Source organism: Ignavibacteriota bacterium, from assembly GCA_016218045.1.
Classification (GTDB): Bacteria; Bacteroidota; Ignavibacteria; order SZUA-365; family SZUA-365; genus JACRFB01.
Genome location: JACRFB010000031.1, coordinates 152,112 through 175,020 on the forward strand (window position 1 = coordinate 152,112; position 22,909 = coordinate 175,020).

20 protein-coding genes are annotated in these 22,909 nt (G+C 60.8%); 14 read left to right on the forward strand and 6 right to left on the reverse strand.

Annotation, left to right across the window (positions count from 1 at the left end; all coding sequences use genetic code 11):
* Positions 1-47 precede the first annotated feature (47 nt).
* The 14 genes from HY962_08850 (at position 48) to HY962_08915 (ending at position 14,171) form a co-directional block, all read left to right on the forward strand.
* Positions 48-953, forward strand: a complete 906-nt coding sequence (locus HY962_08850; GenBank protein MBI5647031.1) for a class I SAM-dependent methyltransferase — start codon at positions 48-50, stop codon at positions 951-953.
* Positions 954-1,089: 136 nt separating this feature from the next.
* Positions 1,090-2,205, forward strand: a complete 1,116-nt coding sequence (gene hppD, locus HY962_08855; GenBank protein MBI5647032.1) for a 4-hydroxyphenylpyruvate dioxygenase — start codon at positions 1,090-1,092, stop codon at positions 2,203-2,205.
* A 16-nt stretch (positions 2,206-2,221) separates the two neighbouring features.
* Entirely contained in the window at positions 2,222-2,530 is a 309-nt protein-coding gene (locus HY962_08860) for a hypothetical protein (GenBank protein MBI5647033.1), read from the forward strand.
* Positions 2,527-2,928 (forward strand): type II toxin-antitoxin system MqsA family antitoxin, encoded by a 402-nt coding sequence (locus HY962_08865; protein ID MBI5647034.1) that lies wholly within the window; start codon positions 2,527-2,529, stop codon positions 2,926-2,928. The genes HY962_08860 and HY962_08865 overlap by 4 nt, the downstream gene beginning before the upstream one ends.
* A 218-nt stretch (positions 2,929-3,146) precedes the next feature.
* Complete coding sequence (locus HY962_08870; GenBank protein MBI5647035.1) at positions 3,147-3,887, forward strand: ABC transporter permease; 741 nt, start codon at positions 3,147-3,149, stop codon at positions 3,885-3,887.
* On the forward strand, positions 3,887-4,627 hold the full coding sequence (locus tag HY962_08875; GenBank protein MBI5647036.1) for an ATP-binding cassette domain-containing protein: 741 nt from the start codon (positions 3,887-3,889) through the stop codon (positions 4,625-4,627). Before HY962_08870 ends, HY962_08875 begins: the two co-directional genes overlap by 1 nt.
* A complete protein-coding gene (locus HY962_08880; protein MBI5647037.1) occupies positions 4,624-5,697 on the forward strand; it encodes an MCE family protein in 1,074 nt (357 codons plus the stop codon). Before HY962_08875 ends, HY962_08880 begins: the two co-directional genes overlap by 4 nt.
* Positions 5,694-6,596 carry a carbohydrate kinase family protein gene (locus HY962_08885; protein ID MBI5647038.1) on the forward strand — a complete coding sequence of 301 codons (903 nt, stop codon included), beginning with the start codon at positions 5,694-5,696 and terminating at the stop codon, positions 6,594-6,596. Before HY962_08880 ends, HY962_08885 begins: the two co-directional genes overlap by 4 nt.
* The gene (locus HY962_08890; protein MBI5647039.1) at positions 6,593-7,531 is read left to right on the forward strand and encodes an NAD(P)-dependent oxidoreductase; all 939 of its coding nucleotides are present in this window, start codon (positions 6,593-6,595) and stop codon (positions 7,529-7,531) included. Before HY962_08885 ends, HY962_08890 begins: the two co-directional genes overlap by 4 nt.
* Positions 7,532-7,617: 86 nt before the next feature.
* Positions 7,618-8,904 (forward strand): serine--tRNA ligase, encoded by a 1,287-nt coding sequence (gene serS / locus HY962_08895; GenBank protein ID MBI5647040.1) that lies wholly within the window; start codon positions 7,618-7,620, stop codon positions 8,902-8,904.
* A gap of 34 nt (positions 8,905-8,938) precedes the next feature.
* Positions 8,939-9,682, forward strand: a complete 744-nt coding sequence (locus HY962_08900; GenBank protein ID MBI5647041.1) for an HAD family hydrolase — start codon at positions 8,939-8,941, stop codon at positions 9,680-9,682.
* The gene (locus HY962_08905; GenBank protein ID MBI5647042.1) at positions 9,600-11,459 is read left to right on the forward strand and encodes an ABC transporter ATP-binding protein; all 1,860 of its coding nucleotides are present in this window, start codon (positions 9,600-9,602) and stop codon (positions 11,457-11,459) included. The genes HY962_08900 and HY962_08905 overlap by 83 nt, the downstream gene beginning before the upstream one ends.
* Before the next feature lies 1 nt (position 11,460).
* Entirely contained in the window at positions 11,461-12,468 is a 1,008-nt protein-coding gene (locus HY962_08910) for a bifunctional oligoribonuclease/PAP phosphatase NrnA (protein ID MBI5647043.1), read from the forward strand.
* Positions 12,469-12,707: 239 nt separating this feature from the next.
* Positions 12,708-14,171 (forward strand): leucyl aminopeptidase, encoded by a 1,464-nt coding sequence (locus HY962_08915; protein ID MBI5647044.1) that lies wholly within the window; start codon positions 12,708-12,710, stop codon positions 14,169-14,171.
* Between the two features lie 53 nt (positions 14,172-14,224).
* Here the strand turns inward: HY962_08915 and HY962_08920 are convergent, their stop codons facing one another.
* The 6 genes from HY962_08920 to HY962_08945 form a co-directional block, all read right to left on the reverse strand.
* The gene (locus HY962_08920; protein MBI5647045.1) at positions 14,225-16,915 is read right to left on the reverse strand and encodes a patatin-like phospholipase family protein; all 2,691 of its coding nucleotides are present in this window, start codon (positions 16,913-16,915) and stop codon (positions 14,225-14,227) included.
* Positions 16,916-17,038: 123 nt separating this feature from the next.
* A complete protein-coding gene (locus HY962_08925; protein MBI5647046.1) occupies positions 17,039-18,439 on the reverse strand; it encodes a hypothetical protein in 1,401 nt (466 codons plus the stop codon).
* A 111-nt stretch (positions 18,440-18,550) separates the two neighbouring features.
* The gene (locus tag HY962_08930; protein MBI5647047.1) at positions 18,551-19,204 is read right to left on the reverse strand and encodes a hypothetical protein; all 654 of its coding nucleotides are present in this window, start codon (positions 19,202-19,204) and stop codon (positions 18,551-18,553) included.
* 247 nt (positions 19,205-19,451) lie between these two features.
* The gene (locus HY962_08935) at positions 19,452-19,880 is read right to left on the reverse strand and encodes an acyl-CoA thioesterase (protein MBI5647048.1); all 429 of its coding nucleotides are present in this window, start codon (positions 19,878-19,880) and stop codon (positions 19,452-19,454) included.
* Positions 19,881-19,884: 4 nt separating this feature from the next.
* Positions 19,885-20,835, reverse strand: a complete 951-nt coding sequence (locus tag HY962_08940; protein MBI5647049.1) for an acetyl-CoA carboxylase carboxyltransferase subunit alpha — start codon at positions 20,833-20,835, stop codon at positions 19,885-19,887.
* Between the two features lie 6 nt (positions 20,836-20,841).
* Positions 20,842-22,872 (reverse strand): glycosyltransferase, encoded by a 2,031-nt coding sequence (locus tag HY962_08945; GenBank protein MBI5647050.1) that lies wholly within the window; start codon positions 22,870-22,872, stop codon positions 20,842-20,844.
* Between the last annotated feature and the right edge of the window lie 37 nt (positions 22,873-22,909).

The following is a 22,909-nucleotide window of genomic DNA, read 5'->3' on the forward strand; positions in this document are numbered from 1 at the left end:
CATATTTTGTCCATTCTGGTGTTTCTGATTCACACGTCGAAAGACCCATGCTCGCGAAGATAAAAGCCACACTGCAGGCGTCGTACGACGCGGGAGAAAACATCGAGGTGGTGAAACGCCTCGTGGAACCGCTGCTGCGACCCGGCATGCGCATCCTTGATGTCGGACCCGGAACCGGGTCGCTGATCAACCATCTGCGCGAGGTCGCGCAGACACAGGGGATCGACGTGGAACTGCACGTGCTCGACTATCTTCCCTCGGTGCTCGAGCGCTTCCCATCCGACGTCCGCCCGCACCTCTTCAACCTCCACGAACTGGCCGACACGACCGAACACGCGCAGCGCATGCCGCTCGACGATGCCGTCTTCGATATGGTGATATTCACCGAGGTCATCGAGCACATCACGTTCCCGCAGGAGGTTGTGTCCGAATTCGCCCGCATTCTGGCTCCGGGTGGCCGGCTCGTCATCACAACGCCCAATATCTACTGCCTCGGCAACCGCCTGGCCACGTTCCTTGGAACGGACAAGCTGTTCCGGAAAGTCGGAGAGGAAGGGTTTGTTTCGACGATCGAATTCAGCCGCTACGGACATGTGGCGCATTACTCGCACGTTTCACTCGCGCAGCTTTTGTCGCCATGGTTCGGCATCGAGACACGCACCGGATCCTGCTTTAAAATTCCGCTGCTGCGTTTCTGGCAAACACGCTTCGCCTCCATGTTCCCGACCTTGTCGAATCACGTGGTCTATATCGCCACAAAAACCGCGGTGGGTGATACGTCGCTGCGCGTGGTGCCGTGTCTTTTGACCGGTGCAACGGAGCGCACACTTCCCGACGGACGCTGCCTGCATCCCGTTCCGCACAATGCCGTCTGTTACGGATGTCCCCATTTTCACAAAGACTGGCTCCATCCGCGCGACAGGCGAAAAAAAGCGTCGTACCGGCCCCGCTGATTTTCGCGTTTTTGCGCGTATTCCGTATCTTTCCAGCATTCTGACATCCCGCTCGGCGAACCGATCCGCTCACGGCACGTGTAAGCGGCGGGGAGGGGCAGCGGCACGATCCAGCAACTCACGGAGCCACCATATCATGCATCGCGAATCGACAGACCAGACCCAGAACGCGCTCGGCTTGCGCGCCGTTCACCACCTCGAGCTTTTCTGCGGCAACGCCAAGCAGTCGGCGTATTACTACCGCTACGCCTTTGGATTTACGCTGGTGGGATACCGCGGACCGGAAACCGGCGTGCGCGGTAAAGTCTCGTACGCGCTGCAGCAGGACCGCATCCGCCTCATCCTTACGACGCCGCTCACGGAAGACGGGACCATCACACCCTTCCTCGTCAAACACGGCGACGGCGTGCGCGACGTGGCGTTTGAATGTCCGGATGCCCGAGCGGCATACACCGAGACCATAGCCCGGGGTGCCCGCTCGATCGCCGAACCGTACATCGAATCCGATGAGCACGGCACGGTCACCTACGCGACTGTTGCCACGTATGGCGATACCGTTCACACCTTTGTCGACAAGAGCGCGTATGCCGGTCCGTTCCTTCCGGGCTTCACCCCCGTCGCTGCGGATCCGATCGCGCGTCCCGTCGGGCTCCGCTACGTCGATCACGTGGTGGGGAATGTGGGATGGGACGAGATGGACAAGACCGTGAAGTTCTACAACGACGTATTCGGATTCGCGCGTTTCGTGTCGTTCGACGACAAGGACATTTCGACCGAGTACTCCGCGCTCCGCTCCACGGTGGTGTCGAACGACAACAAATGGATCAAATTCCCGATCAACGAACCGGCGGAAGGCAAGAAGAAGTCGCAGATCGAGGAGTACGTCCAGTTCAACAACGGGCCCGGCGTGCAGCACATCGCGATGATCACCGACAACATCGTCGACACCATCACACGCTTGCGCGCGCAGGGCGTGGAATTCCTCGACACGCCCGCATCCTATTACGACGGCCTGCTCGACCGTGTCGGGCCCATCGACGAGGACGTTGCGCAGCTCGCGCCGCTCGGCATACTGGTGGACCGCGACGACAAGGGCTACATGCTGCAGTTGTTCACCAAGCCCGTCGAAGACCGGCCGACGCTTTTCATCGAAATCATCCAGCGCAAGGGCGGCGAGAGCTTTGGCAAGGGCAATTTCAAGGCGTTGTTCGAATCCATCGAACGTGAGCAGGACCGCCGCGGCAACCTCTGACAGGAAACCCATCCCCATGAACGAAGCACGCGTGCGCCGCCTCGCGAAAGAGGGGCGCGTCGAACTGACGCGAAAGATGTTCAAGCGTCTCACCCGCGACGGATACGCGGTCACGGACCTCGTCACCTCCCTGACCATCTCGGAGATAAAGAACGAGGACGTGCTCGCGTACCCTGATTTTGCATGCGCGCTCGGAACACGCGACACAACGCGGAGGCACGATATCGTCTGTGTGCAGACGGGCGACGGGACTACCGTCCGCCTCGTCGGCCTGTTCCATCGCAAGCCCCCCGCGCCACCAAAACAAGAAGCGGACGAAGAATGACATCGCGACGTTACAGTTCCTGCTCCTACTGCGGCAGCGCCGTCGAGGAACGCCACATCCGCGTCGAGACCTGGATCGGCGACACGCTCACGGTATTCGAGGACGTTCCAGCCGGCGTGTGTTCCCATTGCGGCGAGGAGTATCTCGGTGCGGACACCCAGGAAAAAATGTTCGCTCTCACAAAGAGTGCTCCGCGGCGCACCATGGACGTGCCGGTGTACGGTTTCACCGATCCGCTCACCGTCGCCAAGGCGGCTGCAAAGCGCAAGGGTCAGCAGCCCAGCGAACGTGCCTTCGACGCCGCTGATGAGGAGAGCGATGTGCCCTTGACCTCCGACGAGGAGATCTCCAAACTGATGGAGACCGACTTCGAGGAATGGGAGGACTCTGAGCGGTAGTACCCACGTGTCACATCGCCGCGCGGTTGGCCTTTCCGAGAGCGGACCGGCGGTGGATTCCGCCATCGAGTGCGGGCGTCGACGCAGTGTTTCCTTTGCAATTCGCTGCCCGGCGTCCTAGCTTTGTTGACAGTCTCGATCACACACGAATGCTTCCTTTGATTCCCAGCGCACTCGCCTCACTCGTTGAGTTGTACTATCGGCGCGCCGTGCGCGCTATGGAAGAGGTGTACGGCATCACGATGTTCGGCATGCGGTTCTTCCGCTACGTCTTCCGGCCGCCGTATGAACTCGGTGAAATCCGGAAGCACATGGACGAACTCGGAGCCAAGTCGATTCCGTTGCTCACCGTCGTGGGTCTCATCATGGGACTGATTCTCGCGCTGCAGTCACGCCCCACGCTCGACCGTTTCGGCGCCGGCTCCTTTCTTCCGGCAATGATCGCGCTGACCATAGTGCGTGAACTTGGTCCGGTGATAACCGCGTTGATTGTCGCGGGCCGCGTCTCGTCGGGCATCGGCGCCGAGCTGGGCTCGATGAAGGTGACCGAGCAGATCGACGCGCTCGAGGTTTCGGCCGTCGATCCGTTCAACTACCTTGTTGTGACGCGCATCGTGGCCTGCATAATCATGCTGCCGCTGCTAACGGCGTATGTCGATTTTCTCGCAATTTTCGGCGGCTTCCTCGCCGAAGCGCTGGCCTCGAACTCCACGTTCCAACTGTACTTCTCCGAAACGATCTCATCCATCAAATTCCTCGACCTCGTGCCCGGTGTGGGCAAGACGGCCGTGTTCGGGTACATCATCGGACTCATCGGCGCGTATGAGGGCTTCAACACCACGCGCGGCACCGAGGGCGTGGGTCGCGCTGCGACCACATCGGTGGTGCTCGCCTCGCTCAACATCATCTTTGTCGACATGGTGATCATTCAACTGACACTTATTTTTTTCGGGTCCTGATGAACGACATCCCGATGATCGACGTGCGCGACGTGCGCAAATCCTTCGACGACCACCATGTGCTGCGCGGCGTCTCGATGCGTGTGGACACGGGTTCGAGTGAGGTGATACTGGGCAGAAGCGGCATCGGCAAAAGCGTGCTGCTGAAGAGTATCGTCGGCTTGCTCACGCCCGAGGGCGGCAGTATTCGGGTGCGTGGCGAAGAGGTTATCGGCATGGGCGTGCGCGACCTGAACCGCATCAGAAAAAACATCGGTTACGTGTTTCAGTACGCGGCGCTGTACGACTCGATGACCGTGCGCGAGAATCTCGAATTTCCCCTGCGGAAACACGCCTCCATGAGCGAGGCCGAGATCACCGACCGTGTCATGCAGCAGCTCGAGCTTGTCGGTCTCGAGGACGCCGTCGACAAAATGCCCTCGGAATTGAGCGGCGGCATGAAAAAACGTATCGGTCTCGCACGCGCCATCATCACGCGGCCCGACATGGTGCTGTACGACGAACCGACCGCGGGACTCGATCCGATGACGGCGCGCGAAATCAGCGAGCTTATCCTCGACCTCGAACAGCGTTTCGGCATCTCGTCGATCACCGTGACGCACGATCTCGAATGCGCGCGCATCGTGGCCGACACCATCTACATTCTCGAGGACGGTATCTTCACCCATTCGGGCGGGTATGAAGACCTGAAACACAACGACGATCCATTGGTACGTTCCTTCTTCCAGGCGGCAGTATGAAACAGCAGCTATCGCGCGCGCGCGTCGGCTTCCTCATCTTTGTGGGTGTGATCACGTTTGTTGTGGCCATCTTTCTCGTCGGCGAGAAGACGCAGATGTTCAGTTCCACCTTCACCGTGCTCGTCAATTTCTCGAGCGCCGAGGGTGTGAAGCCGGGCAGTTATGTGGTTCTCTCCGGCTACACGGTTGGTTCCGTCACCGACATCAGTCTGTCGGAGGATGCCGACTCGGTGCGGCTCGAATTACGCCTTGACGAATCGGTGCGGCCCTTCATTAAGGCCGACACAAAGGCCGAGATCAAACAGGAAGGCCTCGTCGGGAACAAAATCATCAACCTGATCATCGGGTCGCCCGCACTCCCGTCGGTGGGGAACAACGACTTCATCCAGGGCGTGCCCCCGTTTGCACTGACAGGACTCGCCGACAACGTGTCCGCCATCACCGACACCTCCAAGATCATCGCGAGCGAGATCAAAACTCTGCTTGTGCGCCTGAACAACGGTGATGGATTCCTGGGCCGTCTGCTGCGCGACGACGCGCTGTACGCGGACCTCGCGGGCATCACGGGCAAGGTAGACAGCGGACTGACAATCGCGACCTCACAACTTGTGCGTTTGACCGACATCCTGCAGCGTGTCACAAAAAACGTCGACGGTCTTGTGCAGCGCTCCGACAGCACACTCGGCACCGTGAACGACGCGACCCGCGAGCTTGCCGTACTGCTCGAAAATCTCAACAATGGCCGCGGCACCGCCGGGGCGCTGTTGACCGACCGCAAGCTATACGACTCACTTGTCACGCTCGTCGGTTCGTTCAACGACGTCGCATACGACGCGGGCAACGCCGCCAATCAACTGACCCAGAGCATCTACGCTATGCGGCAGCACTGGCTGCTTGGGCGCGTCTTCGGCGGTGACGACATCGACACCGCGCCCGCGCCGACGCCCGCGTATCAGAAGATCATGCGCGAATTACGCGCACGCACCGCGGAACTCGACAAACGCGAGGCGCGCATCCGCGAGCTGGAGCGCGCACTGCAGGCGCCGGAACCGTCGAAGCAGGGGCAATGAAAATCCTGATTCTCGGGCATCTTGTCCTGGACGAAATACATCCGTACAACGGTCCCGTCATCGAGAGCTTCGGCGGCATTCACTTCCCGGTGTCGGCCTTCGGCGCCATTTCCACCACATCGGATGTGGTATACCCATGTTTTCCGGCCGGAGCCGACGCATGGGATTCCTTCCAGCGGGCGGTGGGCGAGTTTCCGTGCCTGGACACGCGCGGTATCTGGAAAGTGTCCGACGCAACAACCCGTGTGCGTCTCTTCCACGACGCGCAGGCGCAGTACAACACACAGCTCGTGCGCAGTCTCGGCCCCATTCCCTTCGAGCGTTTTGCCCCGCATCTCGACGGCTGCGATCTCGTGTATATCAACTTCATGACCGGCGAGGACCTCACGCTCGACACCGCCGAGTCTCTGCGTGCCGCCACACGCTGCCTCATCTACCTCGACCTCCACATGATCGCGTACCGTGTCGGCAGGGACGGACACCGGGCGACACATCCCGTGCAGGATTGGCGGCGCTGGGCGGCGACGGCCGACGTGCTGCAGTGCAACGAGAGGGAACTTGCCGCCTTTGTGCCTGTCGAAGGAGACGAACGCGCGCGGGCCGACGCCCTGTTCGAAGGGAGCGGACCGCGCCTGCTTGTGGTCACACGCGGCGAGCGCGGCGCGACACTCTTCACCGCCGAAGGACAGACACACATCGCACCTGTACCGCTCGACACCGTTGTCGACTCCACCGGCTGCGGTGATACGTTCGGGTCGACATTGGCGTACTTTCTCGCGAAGGGCCTTCCGGCCACTGAGGCCGCGTCCCGCGCCGCGCGCGCGGGCGCGTTTGTCGCCACGCTGCGCGGATCAGAAGGCATGGCGGGCCTTTCGCACATTGTGCAGGAGCACGCATGAAAATTCTCATCACCGGCGCGCATGGACTGCTCGGTCAGAAAATCGCCGTGGTCTTTGCGCAGGAGTCCGATCACACACTGCTTCTGACGGATCTCGCCTCCGAGACCTTTTTTACAAATCCGCGCTTCGAATATCAACAGCTCGATATCACACAACGCGGCGACGTCAAGAGTCTCGTCACGCAGTACAAACCCGACGTCATCATCAACACCGCGGCGATGACCGACGTCGACGGATGTGAAACCGACCGCGAGCAATGCTGGCGGCTCAATGTGGACGGTTTGAAGAACCTGCTTATCTCCGCGCGTCGCCTCGATTCGTGCCGTATCGTTCAACTGTCCACCGACTACGTCTTCGACGGGAAAGACATCGCCTACGGCGAAACCTCGCGGCCGAATCCGTTGAGCTATTACGGCAAATCCAAGCTCGCGGCCGAAAACGCGCTGGCTTCCAGCGGAGTGCCCGGTGTGGTGGTGCGCACGCAGGTGCTCTACGGCACGGGCTTCAACGTGCGCACGAACTTCGTGGCCTGGGTCCTTGCGATGCTCGAGAAAAAGACGGCGTTCCGCGTCGTGACCGATCAGATCGGCAATCCCACGCTGGTCGACGATCTCGCGTACGCGCTGCTGAAGATCAGTGAAAGCCGCGCGACCGGTCTGTACCATGTGTCCGGACCCGAATCCATCGACCGCTACACCTTTGCGCGGCGCATCGCCAGCACGTTCGATTTCGATCCGGCGCTGATAGGCGAAACCACCTCGATCGACATCGGGCAGGCGGCGAACCGTCCGCTGTGCAGCACCTTTGTCACGCTCAAATTCGAGTCGGAGTTTCGGTACCGGCTCAGCGACGTGTCGCAGGGACTTCTGCGCCTTCGGCGTCAGTACAAACACGGTGCGCAGCATCTGGACCTGCTTCCCGGCGCATCGCGCTGAAGCCGCGCGGGTCCGCGCCTTTTCTCTTCGAGCCGTCCGCTGTATCTTACCGAGTTGCAGATTTTGAGACTAGAAGGACATCGAACATGCTCGACATGAAACGCATCCGGGAGAATCCGGACGCCATCCGCACGGGAATAACACGGAAGAACGAAAAGGACCGTCTCGACGAAGTCCTCGCACTGGACCTGCGCCGGCGGACCATCATCGGTGAAGTCGAAGGACTCAAGAGCCGTCGCAATACCGTGTCCCAGGAAATCGCGCGTCTCAAGAAGGCGAAGGAAGACGCCGACGCTCTTATCGCAGAGATGAAAGGTGTATCGGATCGTATCGCCGAACTCGATACCGAACTGCGCGACACCGAGAGCGGTATCGACGACCTCGTCCTGTACATTCCGAACATGCCGCACGAGAGCGTGCCGGTGGGCAGCAGCGCCGCCGACAACGTGGAAGTACGTCGCTGGGTGCCCGAGGGGACAGTCGGATTAAACGCCGAGACACCTGCGCCCGTGCTGGACCACATTGAACTCGGCAAAAAACACGCGATGCTCGATTTCGAGCGCGGCACCAAGCTCAGCGGCAGCGGCTTCCCGCTGTACACCGGCAAGGGCGCGACACTCGAGCGCGCGCTCATCAATTTCATGCTGGACCTGCATCTCGCCGAGCACGGCTACACCGAGGTGTTCCCGCCCTTTGTTGTGAACGCCGCCTCGATGCGCGGCACGGGGCAGCTCCCGAAGATGAGCGACGACATGTACCGCTGCGTCGACGAGGACCTGTACCTCATTCCCACCGCCGAAGTGCCGCTCACAAACATCTACCGCGACGAAGTGCTGCAGGGCGCGCAGCTTCCGATCAAGTTCTGCGGGTATTCCGCGTGTTTCCGTCGCGAGGCGGGATCGTACGGGAAGGAGACCAAGGGATTCCTCCGTGTGCATCAGTTCAACAAGGTCGAGATGGTGAAATTCACGACGCCCGAGACATCGTACGACGAACTCGAATCGCTCGTCGCCGACGCCGAGGATATACTGCAGAAACTCAACGTGCCGTACCGCGTGCTGCTGCTGTGCACGGGCGACATGAGCTTCGCCTCGGCGAAGACATACGACATCGAAGTGTGGTCGCCCGGCGAAAACAAATGGCTCGAGGCGTCATCGTGCTCGTGCTTCGAGGACTTCCAGGCGCGGCGCGCAATGATTCGCTTCAAGCGGGATGCACAGAGCAAACCCGAATTCGTGCACACACTCAACGGTTCAGGACTTGCAACATCGCGGCTGATGGTGGCCCTGCTCGAAAACAATCAACAGGCCGACGGAACGATACGTGTACCCGAGGCGCTGCGCCGCTACACCGGCTTCGAGAGTATCGGTTGATCGCCGGGATTCTCAGCCGCTCGGACGCCGGCGCATGATACGCGCAGTCACCATCGATTTCTGGAACACACTCGTCGACACTTCGAACGGCGAGGCGCGGCGCCGCGCGCGCAATGCAGCGCTGCGCGACTTGCTGCACACACACCGGGTGGCGTGGGACGATGATCTCCTTGCCGCAGGCATGAAACACATCTACGCGGCCTTCGAGCGCACATGGTTCGATGAAAAACGTACACCGAGCGCGGATGAAAGCGTGGCGGCGCTGTGGGCGTTTCTGAATGTGTCTGTCGCGGCCGACGAACATGCGCGCGTGGTCACCGTGTTCGAGGACAGTATCCTGCTGGGAATGCCCGCGCTGCTGCCGGGCGCCGCCGACGCGCTCGAACGGCTTGCGGCCACACGCCGCCTGGCCGTTATTTCCGATACTGCCTTTTCTCCCGGACGCGTTCTTCGCGCGGTGCTCGAACATCACGATGTCGCGCGGCATTTCAGCACCATGGTGTTCTCGGACGAGACCGGCGTATCGAAACCGCATCTCAAGGCCTTCACGACGGCACTATCAGCCCTCGGGGCGGATGCCGGCGACGCGGTGCATATCGGCGACATCGAACGAACGGACATCGACGGCGCACTGGATGCGGGTATGCAGGCCATACTTTTCCGGGGTGACCCGGGCGCCATGTCCTTTAACGGCGATGCCCCCACACGCGCGCAGGCGGTGGCGTGGAGTTGGGACGAGGTCCCGGGAATCATCGAACGGCTTTCCGGCGTTATGTAGCAGTCACCCATTCGCGAAAGAACCATCTTTGAAATCCCTGCTCCGTCTTTTACCCTACTTCCGGCGTCATCGCGGCACGATAGCGCTGGGCATTGTGTCGATCGTCCTGTCCGTGTGTTTCGCGGTACTTGCGCCGGCGCTTATCCGCGCAGCCATCGACGCCATCAAGGCGGGGGGTACGACCGACGACCTCGTGCGATACGCCTTGTACGTGCTGCTCGCGTCGGCCGTCAGCGGCGTGTTCCTGTTTCTGCAGAGGCGCACCATCATCGTGGCGTCGCGGCGCATCGAGAACGACATGCGCAACGACTTCATGCGGCACATCGAGCAACTCTCGCTGCGCTATTTCCAGAACACGCCGACGGGCGACATCATGGCGCATTCCACAAACGACATCGCCGCGGTGCGCATGTTTGTGGGTCCGGCGGTGATGTACAGTGTCGAGACCTTCTTCACCTTTGTGATTGTGCTCGCGCTGCTCCTGAGCATACACCCCCTGCTCACGCTCTACGCGCTGCTGCCGCTGCCGTTTGTGTCTTTTGCGGTGAACCGCCTCGGCACGCTGATTCACAAACGCTTCGAGGACATACAGTCGCACTACTCCGTGGTCACTACACGCGCACAGGAATCCATCTCCGGAATCCGCGTCGTAAAATCGTACCTCCGCGAGGAGCACGAGATCGCGCGCTTCGACGAATTGAGCCGACTGTACATGGAGAAGAACATGCGCATGGCGCGTGTCCAGTCGTTCTTCATGCCGCTGTTGATGATGCTGATCGGACTGTCGGTGATAGTCGTCGTGTGGTACGGCGGTCTGCAGGTGGCCTTCGGCGATCTTTCCCTCGGGGAACTGACCCAGTTCATGATGTATGTATCGATGCTGATCTGGCCGATGATCGCCGTGGGATGGGTCATTTCCCTCGTGCAGCGCGCATCGGCGTCCATGAAACGCATCGACAAGATATTGAGCGAGGAGCCGGAAATCCGCGACACCGATCGCACGGATCTCACAATCAGCACGCTCGAGGGCCGCATCGAATTTCGCGGCGTACGCTTCCGCTACAACGACGCTGCGGGCGACGTGCTCCGTTCGATCGATCTCGATATTCCGCGTGGGACGACTCTCGCGGTGATCGGGCACACCGGCAGCGGCAAGAGCACACTCGTAAACCTCATCCCGCGGCTGTACGATGTCACGGGCGGGTCGCTGACCATCGATGGACGCGATGTGCGCGACATCCCCCTCGCCGTGCTGCGCAGGCACATCGCGTATGTCACGCAGGAAACCTTCCTCTTCTCCGAAAGCATACGCGAGAACATCGCCTACGGCGTCGACGGCGCGACGGAGGATGACGTCACCTGGGCCGCCGGGGTGTCGCGCATCGACAAGGATGTGCGCGATTTCCCGCAAGGATATGGGACCGTGCTTGGCGAACGCGGCATCACGCTTTCGGGCGGACAGAAACAGCGTGTGAGTCTGGCCCGAGCCGTGCTCCGCAAGCCCGCGATACTCATTCTCGACGACGCGCTTTCGGCGGTGGACACACACACGGAGGAGGAGATCCTCGGACGTCTCCGCGAGGTGATGCGCGAGCGCACGAGCATCATCATCAGCCACCGCATCTCCACAGTCAAACACGCAGACCGCATCATCGTGCTCCGTGACGGGACGGTTGTGGAAAGCGGCACGCACGAGCAGCTCGTGGCGCTCGGCGGCGAGTACGCCGAGCTTCACATGAAGCAGTTGCTCACCGAAGAACTCGCGGAGTTGGAGTAACATGCGCGGAGGCGACTCGATTCCGATGCTGACGCTTGCCGACCTGCGCGAGGAATTACGCGGCGCGGCATCGGTGTTGATCACCACACATCTGAATCCCGACGGAGATGCACTTGGAAGCGCGGGCGCCCTCGCCTTGTTTCTCCGCGCACGGGGCACGCAGGCGCGCGTCCTGGTCGATTGGCCGATACCCGAGAACCTGCACTTTTTGCGCGACGGCGCGGGCATAGAGGAATACGATCCGGCGCAGCACGACGCACTGTTCGGCAGCGCTGATCTGCTCGTGGCCGTCGACATGAACGCCCCTTCACGCATGGGCCGCATTGCAGACGTGGCCGCATCCGCGGGCATCCGCATCCTTGTTATCGATCATCACCTCGACCCGCGGCCGTTTGCCGATGGCTACTGCCTTCGGTCCGACGCGTGTGCGACCGCTGAAATCCTTTTCGATCTCATCGAAGCGGAGGAGGGTCTGACCCCCGCCATCGCCGAGGCCCTGTACACGGGCATTCTCACCGATACGGGATCCTTCCGTTTTGAAAGGACAACATCCCGCGTGTTTCGTATCGCCGCGGAGCTGCTCGACGCGGGTGTACAGCCGCAGGACGTGTACCGGCGGATCTACGACGAATATCCCATGAGGAGAACGCGTCTTGTGGGGCGCGTATTGGCCGGAATCCGTTCACTCGCGGATGGACGCGCCACACTGCTCGCCGTCACAAAAGAGGATCTCGATGCGACGGATGGCTTGATCGAGGATGTCGAGAACATCGTGAATTACGGACTCTCGATACGCGGTGTTCTGGCCACCGCGCTCGTGACGGAAATGCCCGGCGGAGTGAAGGTGAGTTTCCGTTCGCGCGGGGACGTGTCTATACAGCCGCTCGCGCAGCGTTTCGGCGGCGGCGGGCACCGGTACGCCGCCGGCGCGACCCTCGACGGCGCCGATGTTGCCGACATTATCGACCGGGTACGACGCGGGCTCCAGGAACTTTTCGACGGGCAGTAACAATCCGACGCGGGCCCTCCGCTTTTCGTTCCGTTTGTATTGCATGTTTACATTTCTTTGTTTACCATTCACGCGCCTGTCACGCGCCACCCGGTTGTTCGACATCACAATTCTGCGTCTTCCCACCGGAGGGACTCAGGCGCCCAGCAGCGACCCGCATCCCCGCAACCATCGATCGAGGACCCCCCATGGTGAAATGCACCGGACTTTACGGCTCACCGGAGCGAATTCCAGCGGATGTGCACATTCTGTTTTTTGTCCATGATGACATATTGTTCAAGAAGGCCGCCGATGCGGCCGGCGCACCGTTCAAAGCTCAGCTACTCGACATGCGCGAGCGTGGCGACTTCCTTGGCAAGGCGGGCGAGTCTATAAGTTTTGTCTCCGGCGGATTGCGTTTTGTTCTTGTGGGACTCGGAACAAAAGACGCTCTGCACGCGGAAGCTCTGAGACGCGCCGCGGGACGCGGCGTACGCGATGCCATGCGTTTTGTGAGCACCTCGGTGGCCGTGCATTGTCCGACCGAGGACATCGTCAAAAAACACGTGCACATTTCCTTCGAGGCGATGGTGCAGGCGGTTGTCGAGGGCACACTTCTTGGCGCGTACAAATTCGACAAATATCTGAGCAAGCAGCCCGACGAGAAAAAGACCCCCATCAAGGAATGCAAGTTCGTCACTGCCGACGAGGGCTTCCAGGGCCGTCTCAAAGTGGGCATCGATGTTGCAGCCACAGTGTGCGACGGCGTCGAACTCGCGCGCAATCTCACGAATGCGCCGCCGAACGAAGTGTCGGCCGAGACACTCGCAAAAGAGGCCACGGCCATCGCGAAGAAACACACGTTCAAGGCCGTCGTGCTCGGCCGCAAGGAAATCGAGCAGCACAAGATGTCGGGCCTGCTCGCCGTCAATCAGGGCAGCAAGAAGGAACCACGCTTCATCATCATGGAGTACAACGAGACGAAGCGTCGGCTCCCGCTCTACGTTCTGGTGGGGAAGGGCGTGACGTTTGATTCGGGCGGACTGTCGATCAAACCTGCCGCCGCGATGGAAGAGATGAAGATGGACATGGCGGGCGCCGCCGCGGTGCTGGGCACGATGCAGGTTATCGCCAAGCTGAAACTCCCCGTGCGTGTGGTCGCCTTGATTCCCGCGACCGACAATATGTCGGGCGGCGGGGCGCTCTGTCCGGGCGACATCATCCGCTATTCGAACGGCACTTCGGTCGAAGTGCTCAACACCGACGCCGAGGGGCGCCTGATTCTGGCCGACGCTCTGATCTATGCGCAGCGCTACAAACCCGCGGGTATCATCGACCTTGCGACATTGACGGGCGCCTGTGTCGTGGCGCTGGCTTCGTATGCAACGGGCATGATGGGCACGGGCGATGAATTGAAGGATCAGCTCCGGACAGCGGGCGACCAGACCTCCGAGCGCGTGTGGGAACTCCCGCTGTACGACGAGTATTCCAGCATGCTGAAAAGCAACGTCGCCGACCTGAAAAATATCGGCGGCAGGTGGGGTGGAGCAATCACGGCCGCCGCGTTCCTGAAGGCGTTTACGGGCGACGTACCGTGGGTGCATCTCGACATCGCGGGAACCGCCATCCTCGACGAGGCCAGCGACTACGCGCCGAAGGGAGGCAGCGGCGTCGGCGTGCGTCTCCTGACGGAATTTTTCCGCACGGTGTCTGAAAAGAACTGACGCCGGGAAATGTTGTGTGAATACAGGGCGGCCCTCAAGCCGCCCTTTCATTTTCAGAATCCCGTTCCGATCGAGAACGACAATTGTACGGGCCCCAGCCGCATGTACGTCGCGTTTGCGCCCTTTACAAACATCATGCTGCGGCCTATGGAAAAATCGGCCGGCCCGATGGGCGTGTCCAGACCAACAGTCAGGCCGATACCGTGCCGCAGATCCTTGAACTTGATCTGTTCCGGTATCTCCCACACCCGCCCGATGTCGTAGCGGACCGACAGATAGCTGTCGAAAAGGATGCGCAGCGGGATGTGCCAGCGTGCATCAAAACTTGCGACAAATATCTGTTGCCCGGTGAACGAATTCTCGCGCAGCCCGTGGAACATCTGCATGCCTCCCAGCCGGAATTCCTCCGCGCGTGGCATGGTGCGGTCGCCGTAGCCAAAAAGAACGCGGGGCTGCAGGGACCAGTCCGCATGCTGGTCGGAGAGCACCACACTGTACGATGTGGCGACCTTGCTGAAGGCGCGTGTGCTGCCGAGGGCGCTCTGTGCGGACGTGTACGCGAAGGCGAAGTGCATGCCGCGTGTAGGATAGGGATAACGATCGCGGGTGTCGATCGTGGTCCCGAGTGTGATCGAAACCACCGTCTGCTGTTCGTCGCCCGGCGGTTCGGCGGTGTTTGCGTCGATCGTGCGGAGTGATTGATCCTCGAAACGTGCCGTGGCATACAGGTTTCCGAAGCGTCCCGCGTACATGCCCGCTGTGGCGCTTGCGCCGTACCGCACCAGTCGTGTACGTGCTATCTGCTCGCGCTCGAATCGGTTGGGCTTCTGCACGGGCGCGTCGGTATACACCGAATAATCCCGCAGATCATAGTAGCCGTGCAGCGACATGTTCAGGTTCGTGTAAAAAAGGCGGTTCGTATTGTACACGCCCTCATAGCGCCGGTTGTCGAAGCCGCCGAAAAACAGGCCGGTAAGTTCGCTGCCCGATCCGAAGATGTTCGCGTCGCGGAGATCGATTCCGAACTGGGCGTTGCGCTCCGCATCAACAAGCACACCGACGCGCAGCTCCTGCGACGAGCGCTCCTCCACGTGCAGGACCACACGCGGACCCCCCTCCGTATCGCGGATCTCGAGCGAAACCTGGTGGAAGAGTCCCAGGCCCGCAAGGTTGTTCAATCCCGCGCGGGCTTCCTGCACGCGGAAGGTTTCCCCCTCGCGGAAGGGCAGTTCCCGCAGGATAACGACCGGGTTCGTGCGTGTGTTGCCCACGACATCTATTCCCGCGATGGTCCCTTCGCGCACACGCAGCGATATCGACCCGCGAAGCGTGTCGGCCTCGAGAATCGTCACGTCAGCCAGCGCGTACCCCAGCGACCGGTAATACCGCAGGACGTTTTCACACAGGTGACGCACGCGCGAGCCGGTCATGGGACGATACAGCGACGACTGCGTTTCGGCGATGACACGCAACGCGTGATCGTTCCGCGCGCCCTCGACCTGTATGTCGCGGATGATCGAAGCCGCAGGCATGTCGATACGGTTCGCGGAATTTCGGAAGGCCTTCGAGAACAGCCTGTCGGCCAGTGCGGACCCTTGTCCTGTATCCTCTCCGCCTCGTGTCACCCCGTCCATCACGACGGTTGCGGGAGCCGCGTCCGTGCGCTCCGCCAGGAGCGTGTCCACTGCCCGGCGCACAGTGGAAATGATGGCCGGGATGCGCTCCGTCGCGGAACGATATCCGCGGATGATGAGCGTGTCGGTCATCTGGAAATCCGTCGCCAGCAAGGTGCCAAGCGCCGGTTCTATCACGATATCGGCACGGCGGAGCTGTTCGGTATTGCTGCGTTCCATCAGTACGTTCAGCACCTGGTCGAGCGTTTCGATGGGATTGGTAATCTGCGAGGGCTGGCGCGGAGGACTGGTGGTGTTCACCGCTATCACGATGTCGCAGCCCAGTTCACGCGCCACATCCACAGGGATATTCGCCTGCATGCCGCCGTCGACGAGCGCCATCGAATCCCGCATCACGGGCGCGTACAGCACGGGCACCGTGGCACTTGCGCGTATGGCCTCGGCCAGCGGGCCGTTTCCGAGCACAACGCGGCGGCCGCTGTACAAGTCGGTCGCCACTGCGCGGAAGGGGATTTTGAGCGCGTCAAAATCGCGAGAATGGTAGGGCGCGTTGAGTGTCAGTTCGTTCAGAAGATTCGTGAGCCGCTGTCCGTTCGACACGGATGTGGGGAGCACGGGCCGCAGTCCGTCGAAACGCAGCGTGAGAATGGACCGGTCCGATACCGGCTTCTGATCGATGAAGAGATTCTCCCTTCCGCTCTGGTTCGATAATCGGAGCAGTTCGTCCCAATCTATGGCCTTGATCGCTGTTTCGAGCTCATCTATCTGATATCCGGCCGCGAACAAGCCCCCGATGATGCTCCCGATGCTCGTCCCGACTACCACATCGGGCGTGATTCCGGCCTCGACGAGCGCCTTCAGCACTCCTATCTGCGCCAGGCCCCGCGCACCGCCGCCGCTCAACACGATGCCGATCTTCGGACGCCGCCATTCGGGGAAGAGCTGCGAGCCGAACGGTCTCACAGGCCGCCAGACGCGTGGCAGCAGGGAGTCGGCTGATGTCTGTGCCTCGACGTCGGTTCGCGGCAGTTCCTGCGCGTGAACGCACTGCCCGCAGATGAATCCCGCGAACACGATGCAGGCTGCCAATCGACGAATGTGAAGCACCATCTCAAAAAGTAGCGATCGTGCCAGGCAGAACCAAACCCCGGGAACACGTTCATGAACATGGAGACGCCCCTGCCGCGTCTATGCGGCGGGGGCGTCTACGCAACAAGGCCGGAGGGGCTGAGGTTAGAAATCGAGCCGGCCTGTCACTGCAAACGAGGCGGAGGTGTGAGGTGTGACAAAAAGCGCGTCGAGCGAACTTGTGCCCACATCGAGCGTGAACGAATCCATGCGGAGCCCGACACCCACAGCCAGCATTGCCGGGAGATTTCCGCCAAGACCGATGCCGACACGCATGGGCAACTGTTCGATGGCCTCGAATTCGGCGCCGATACTCACGTGGGGGACAGTCGAATTACCCGGAACGGAGTTGAATCCCTCGCGCAGCGCCATGGTCATGACCAGGGGATGCGGACCGCCGAGAAAGCGGTGCGCGGTGAATGCCGCGGAGAGTGTGACGGCCGTCGGAAGCGGTGTGGTGAAGGACCCGATCAAACGTTCCTTGCCGTTCATCTTCTCGCGTATCGCGTCGAACTGGTCGCCGGTGGTCAGGTCGTTGAGAGTAAAATCCTCGTCGGCGGCGGTTTCCTTCGCATTGCGATTCCACACCACACTGCCGATGTCGTTGATCGCGACGGCAATACGAATCGATTGTGTCATGTCGGCCATGAAGCCGAGATCGAGTCCGAAGCCCGTACCCGCGGGGGTCGGGAACAACGAGTACGCGAAGACATTGCCCTGCTCCATCCATTCCGTGCCGGCATACCGCGCGTGCATACCCGCATGGCCCGTCACGACGAAGGAGTCAGGATCCGTAGTGAAGGAGGTGTTGAAGCGGTCGAGTCCGAAATACCCGAACCCGTGTACGATTTTGAACGATGCGCCGAACGAGATCGCCGGCGCCGACTGCCGCGTGAAAGCGAAGCGCTGCGCGTAGGTGACCGCATAGTCCCGCGTCCAGGACGAGGTCATGCGCGTGCTGCCGAAGTCGAAGGTGCGGCCGGGGGTGTTGCCGTCGAGAAGGAACTCCACCATGGCGCGCGGAAGTATCGCGGTGCCCGCGATGCGGTCGCGCATGCTGAAACCGAAGGACCCTGCCCGCGTCGAAACCGTTGCGGCGAAGAGTGTCGCGCTTGTGCTCGTGTGGAAGCTCCCGTCGTTGCCGCGGAAGGATCCGAGCACTTCGGCCTTGTCCGCGTCGCTCAAATAGTAGGGGATGCGCGTGCCGTTGTTCGGAACACCGACGAAGAACTTCTGATACGTTTCGTACGAGAGGAAGTCCATTCCCGCGCTGAACGTAAACGGCAGTACCGAGACCGAGACGGTGCTGCCTTTCGGGAGGACGATCTGGGCCGGATTCACTCCAAGCGCATCAACCCCGTGCACCACTGCCAGGTTGCTGTACGCGGCTGCCGCGACTCGCGCAGGGGCGTAGACATCCTGGGCGGACGCGCCTGCGGCACCGATGAGCGCGGCGCAGAACACGGCCGTGAGAAAATGGCGGGGCGAATTGCTGGGGCTGCGCATGGCTGTGTACCGATCCTGTTAGAGCGCGCTCAGCGCGACAAAGGTGACCAGCCAGATGACAACGGCGAGGGTGAGGGATTTTTCGACCTGACTCATTGCGACTCTCCTGGATTATAGGATCACGTCCGAAGTAATGGTGACTTTTGCGTAGGTCTGCAGGCGGATGAAGTCTGCCATGCTCAATGTCACCGGCATCCTTCCCGTTGTTGATAGTGTGAGGCGGACCATCACGTATGTCCCTTCGATGATCCTGTGGAAATCCGAATTGCCAAGTGTCACTTCGATACGCGACTTCACCGGAATCACGGCTTCGTTGTTGCCTGCCACAACAGCCGGCGCCACGCGCATCAGGTCGCCGGATTCCAGCTTCGGCACAAACAAGGTCCGGTAGTTCTCATCAAGCACAGCCGGCTCTATCACCGCGTCGACGGGGAGGTGGTTCTCCAGCTCGAAGACGAACTTCCCGTTGTCGGCGATGCGCAGTTTTTCCACAACGTCGGGCTTCAGCGTGTACTTGATCGTGTCGATGTACACGCAGCTTCGGAGCGTGGCGGTGATGGAACCGTCCAGGCCGATGTTGATCATGATCGACGTGTCCTGTGCCACCAGATCCTGCACGGTGATTTTCTGCGAGGCGAAAGGCACATTCATCGGCACATCCCAATTCGGGAGAACCGGCATGAATGGATCCGAGCACGAGGCCAAGCCGAAGATCGCTGCGGCCGCACACACGGCAATGACGGAGTTACGTATCGTTGATTTCATAGTTCCTTTGTCCTGATTCACGCGTCCAAATCCTGTGGATGCAAAAAACGGGACAAGAACAATGCCGAGAGCTTGGCATAGGGTAATTCCTACCAAATGGCCCAAAAGGATACCAAAAACGCTGCTTCGCTACGATGCAGCGAAATTCGGAATGCAATAATTGCATTATCGCGCGCCGTGCTGTGAAAGTTTTATAATATAGAGACTGTACCCCTCCCAGTGGGACGCAGTCCGGTTGGAGAGTGTTTCAGTATTCCGGCAGTCCGGATTCCATGGCTTCTAGGAATAAACGCGGGGGTCTGATGATACGTCCGGTCTCGATGTTCTGCCACGCGTGTGTGGTGTACCCGCGCGTGAGCAGCAGGCCGCCGTCCTCGCGCCGGATCTCGTAATGGATGCGCAGGCGCGGTGAACGGAACGTTTCGACGCTGCTGCGGATGTCGAGAACATCGTCGTAGCGGGCGGGGGCGATGTATTCGCAGAACGCGTCGACGAGCGGGAGCCGCGCGCCGGTCTTTTCGAGTTCCGCGTACGGAAGGCCGAGCGAGCGCAGCAATTCGGTGCGGCCCACCTCGAAGTATTCGAGGTATTTGCCGTTGTACACGATCTGCATCTGATCGGTGTCGGCGTACCGAACCCGGATCAGTGTGTGGCGGCTGATGATCGGGGCCGTCATGGGGTCACTCGGCAAATTCACCCATGCGCGAGAATTTTTTGATGCGCGCCTTCACGAGCTGCTCGGGCTTCATGCGCACGAGTGGCGCGATCTCCTCCTGCAGCGCGTCCTTCAACAGCATCGCCGCTTCGGAAGGATTGCGGTGCGCGCCTCCGAGAGGTTCCGGCACGATACGATCGATGATCCCCGCGGCGAGCAGATCGGGGGCTGTGAGTTTGAGCGCCTCGGCCGCCTGTTCCTTGTAGTCCCAACTGCGCCACAGAATGCTCGAGCAGGATTCGGGGGCGATGACCGAGTACCAGGTGTTTTCGAGCATGAGGATGCGGTCGCCCACGCCAATGCCCAACGCGCCGCCCGAGGCGCCCTCGCCGATTATCGCGACGATGATCGGCACCGGAAGCTGCGACATGACGAAGAGATTGCGCGCGATGGCCTCGGCCTGCCCGCGCTCCTCGGCCTCGAGCCCGGGGTAGGCACCCGGAGTGTCGATGAGCGTGATGACGGGCCTGTTGAATTTCGCCGCGAGTTCCATGAGCCGTTTCGCCTTTCGGTATCCCTCGGGATTCGCCATGCCGAAATTGCGGTACAGGTTGCTCTTTGTGTCGCGCCCCTTCTGATGACCGATCACCATCACCGACATTTCGTCGAGCCGGGCAAAGCCGCCCACTATCGCCTTGTCGTCGCCGAAGGTGCGATCGCCGTGTAATTCGACGAAGTCGGAAAATACTTTGCCGATGTAGTCGAGGGTGTACGGCCGGTCGGGATGCCGCGCGAGCTGCACTTTCTGCCAGCGCGTGAGATTCGAATAGACGGAACGGCGCAGCTCTTCGATGCGCGTCTCGAGCGCGGCGATTTCATCGCTGATCTCGAGATCCTGCATCACCGCTTTCATCTCTTCGATCTTTTTTTCCAGCTCGACGATCGGTCGTTCGAAATCGAGTACGGTTTTGGCCATGGGGTGTTATTCTCCGTGTGCTTGGGCGCGGGAACGCCGGGTTGCGTACGTGACAAAGGTTCTCAGGAGTATCTCGGCGTCGGAGAACAGCGAGTGATTGCGCGCGTATTGAATTGCGAGATTGAGCCGTTCGTCGGGTCCGGCAGACCCGCCGCGAAGCTGAATGATTCCGGCGAGGCCTTCCTTGCCGAGATACAGCGACCGGGATCCGTTCGAGAATTCGGCCGTCACACCGACGAGGGAACGCCGGCCGGTAAAAACGGACGGCAGCGCCCGGACGAAACCCCGGAAAGTGCTCGAGGGCGGTCCCTCCGGGCGCGGCAGCAGTGCAACCACGGGTCCGAACAGCACGATTCCAAAGAACGAACCTGCAATATCGAAAAACCGTTTGAAAAAACGATTCGACGGCCGAAGAAGATTATACTCGACATCCACCAGCGGCACCCCGGTCAGTTGGTCGATGCCGGTCTTGCCGACTATCACTTCCATGCTGCGGGGAACGATTCGATACTGCACGGAAAGACCCTTTCCGCGGCTGATAATCGAAAGAATGTCGGAATACGACACAACATCCGGTGCAAATATCACGTCGGATATTCTGAGGGTGCTGATGATTTTTCCTATGTTCTCGATGCTTCCCACAACCTCCACGCCGGCGATGTTTTCACCGAGCCGTTTGTGCGTGACGTCGATCAATCCGAGAACGTCGTAGGTGCCTGTGGCGGAATCGCGAAGCCGGCCCAGTATATCGACCGCCTGTTCGCTCAGCCCGACAAGCAGTGTGCGCCGGCCCGTGAGAAAACTCGCGCGGCGTTGTGGCGCCGCGAGCAATGCGACGATTCTTCTTCCCGTGAGCAGCGCGAGGGCCAGCGCGCTCGCGAGCAGCACCACGAAGCGGCTGAACGCGTATTCGCGGAAGAAATACGTGAGGGACGAGAGCACCAGGAAACCGAACAGCGAGCCCACGGCGGCGCGCACCGCAAGGTATTCGCGGCGTGTGTATGTGCCCGCCGCAAGCTGCGTGAGCACCACGACGAGGGCCATGACGATGTACACCAGGGGATAGGCGTACGCGGGAAACGAGAACAGGGCGCCGTTGCGGATGTATTCTGCGGCAAGCAGCGCGAGCATGGCAGTGGCGGCGTCGAGCAGCGGCGCGCCGATGCGGTCGGCGGTGGCGCCGAGGCGCGAAACGAGCAGGCGGAGCCGGATGCCGAGAGTGATCAGCAGCAGATACGGCGCGGGCGGTTTGAGATTCTTGCGCACAAAAACGTCCATGGCCTCGTAAAAGATGGCCTGCGCATCGATGCTGCTGCGCTTGGTGCTCTCGCCGCCGTAGTGAATGATCTTGGTTTCATGCACGTAGTACACGCCGAAACCGGCCTGCTGTACGCGGTAGCACCAGTCGAGGTCCTCGCCGTACATGAAGTAGCCCTCGTCGAGTCCGCCCACCTTTTCATAGACGTCGCGCCGAAGCATCATGAACGACCCGGAGATGGCGTCCACCTCGTAGGTCTCGTCCTCGTTGAGATAGGTGAGATTGTACCGCGCGAAAAGTCTCGAAGCGGGAAACATGGCGCTGAGGCCGGCGAGTTTCGTGAAGGCGGTCCACGGCGACGGGAAGCTGCGCCTGCATGCGGGTTCGAGCGTGCCCTTCGGAGTGATGATCTTGCAGCCCGCCATGCCCGCGCGCTCGTGCTTTTCGAAAAACGCGAGCATGGTCGAGACGGTGTCCTCCTGGACGAGGGTGTCGGGATTCAGAAGCAGCAGAAAGTCGCCGCGCGCTTCGCGCAGCGCGACGTTGTTCGCGCGCGCAAATCCCAGGTTCGCGTCCTGAGCCATGAGGCGTACGCCCGGAAATTTCTGGCGCAGCATTTCGACGCTGCCGTCGTCGGAATTGTTGTCGACGATGCAGACTTCGTGCGGGATGCCGCGCAGCGCGGGTTCGAGCGAATGCAGGCAGTTCTCGAGAAGATCGCGAACGTTGTAGTTCACGATGATCACAGAGACGCGCACGCCCCCCGATGACTCCATCATGGCATGCTCCCGCGCATGGTGAGCCGTTCCGTGGACG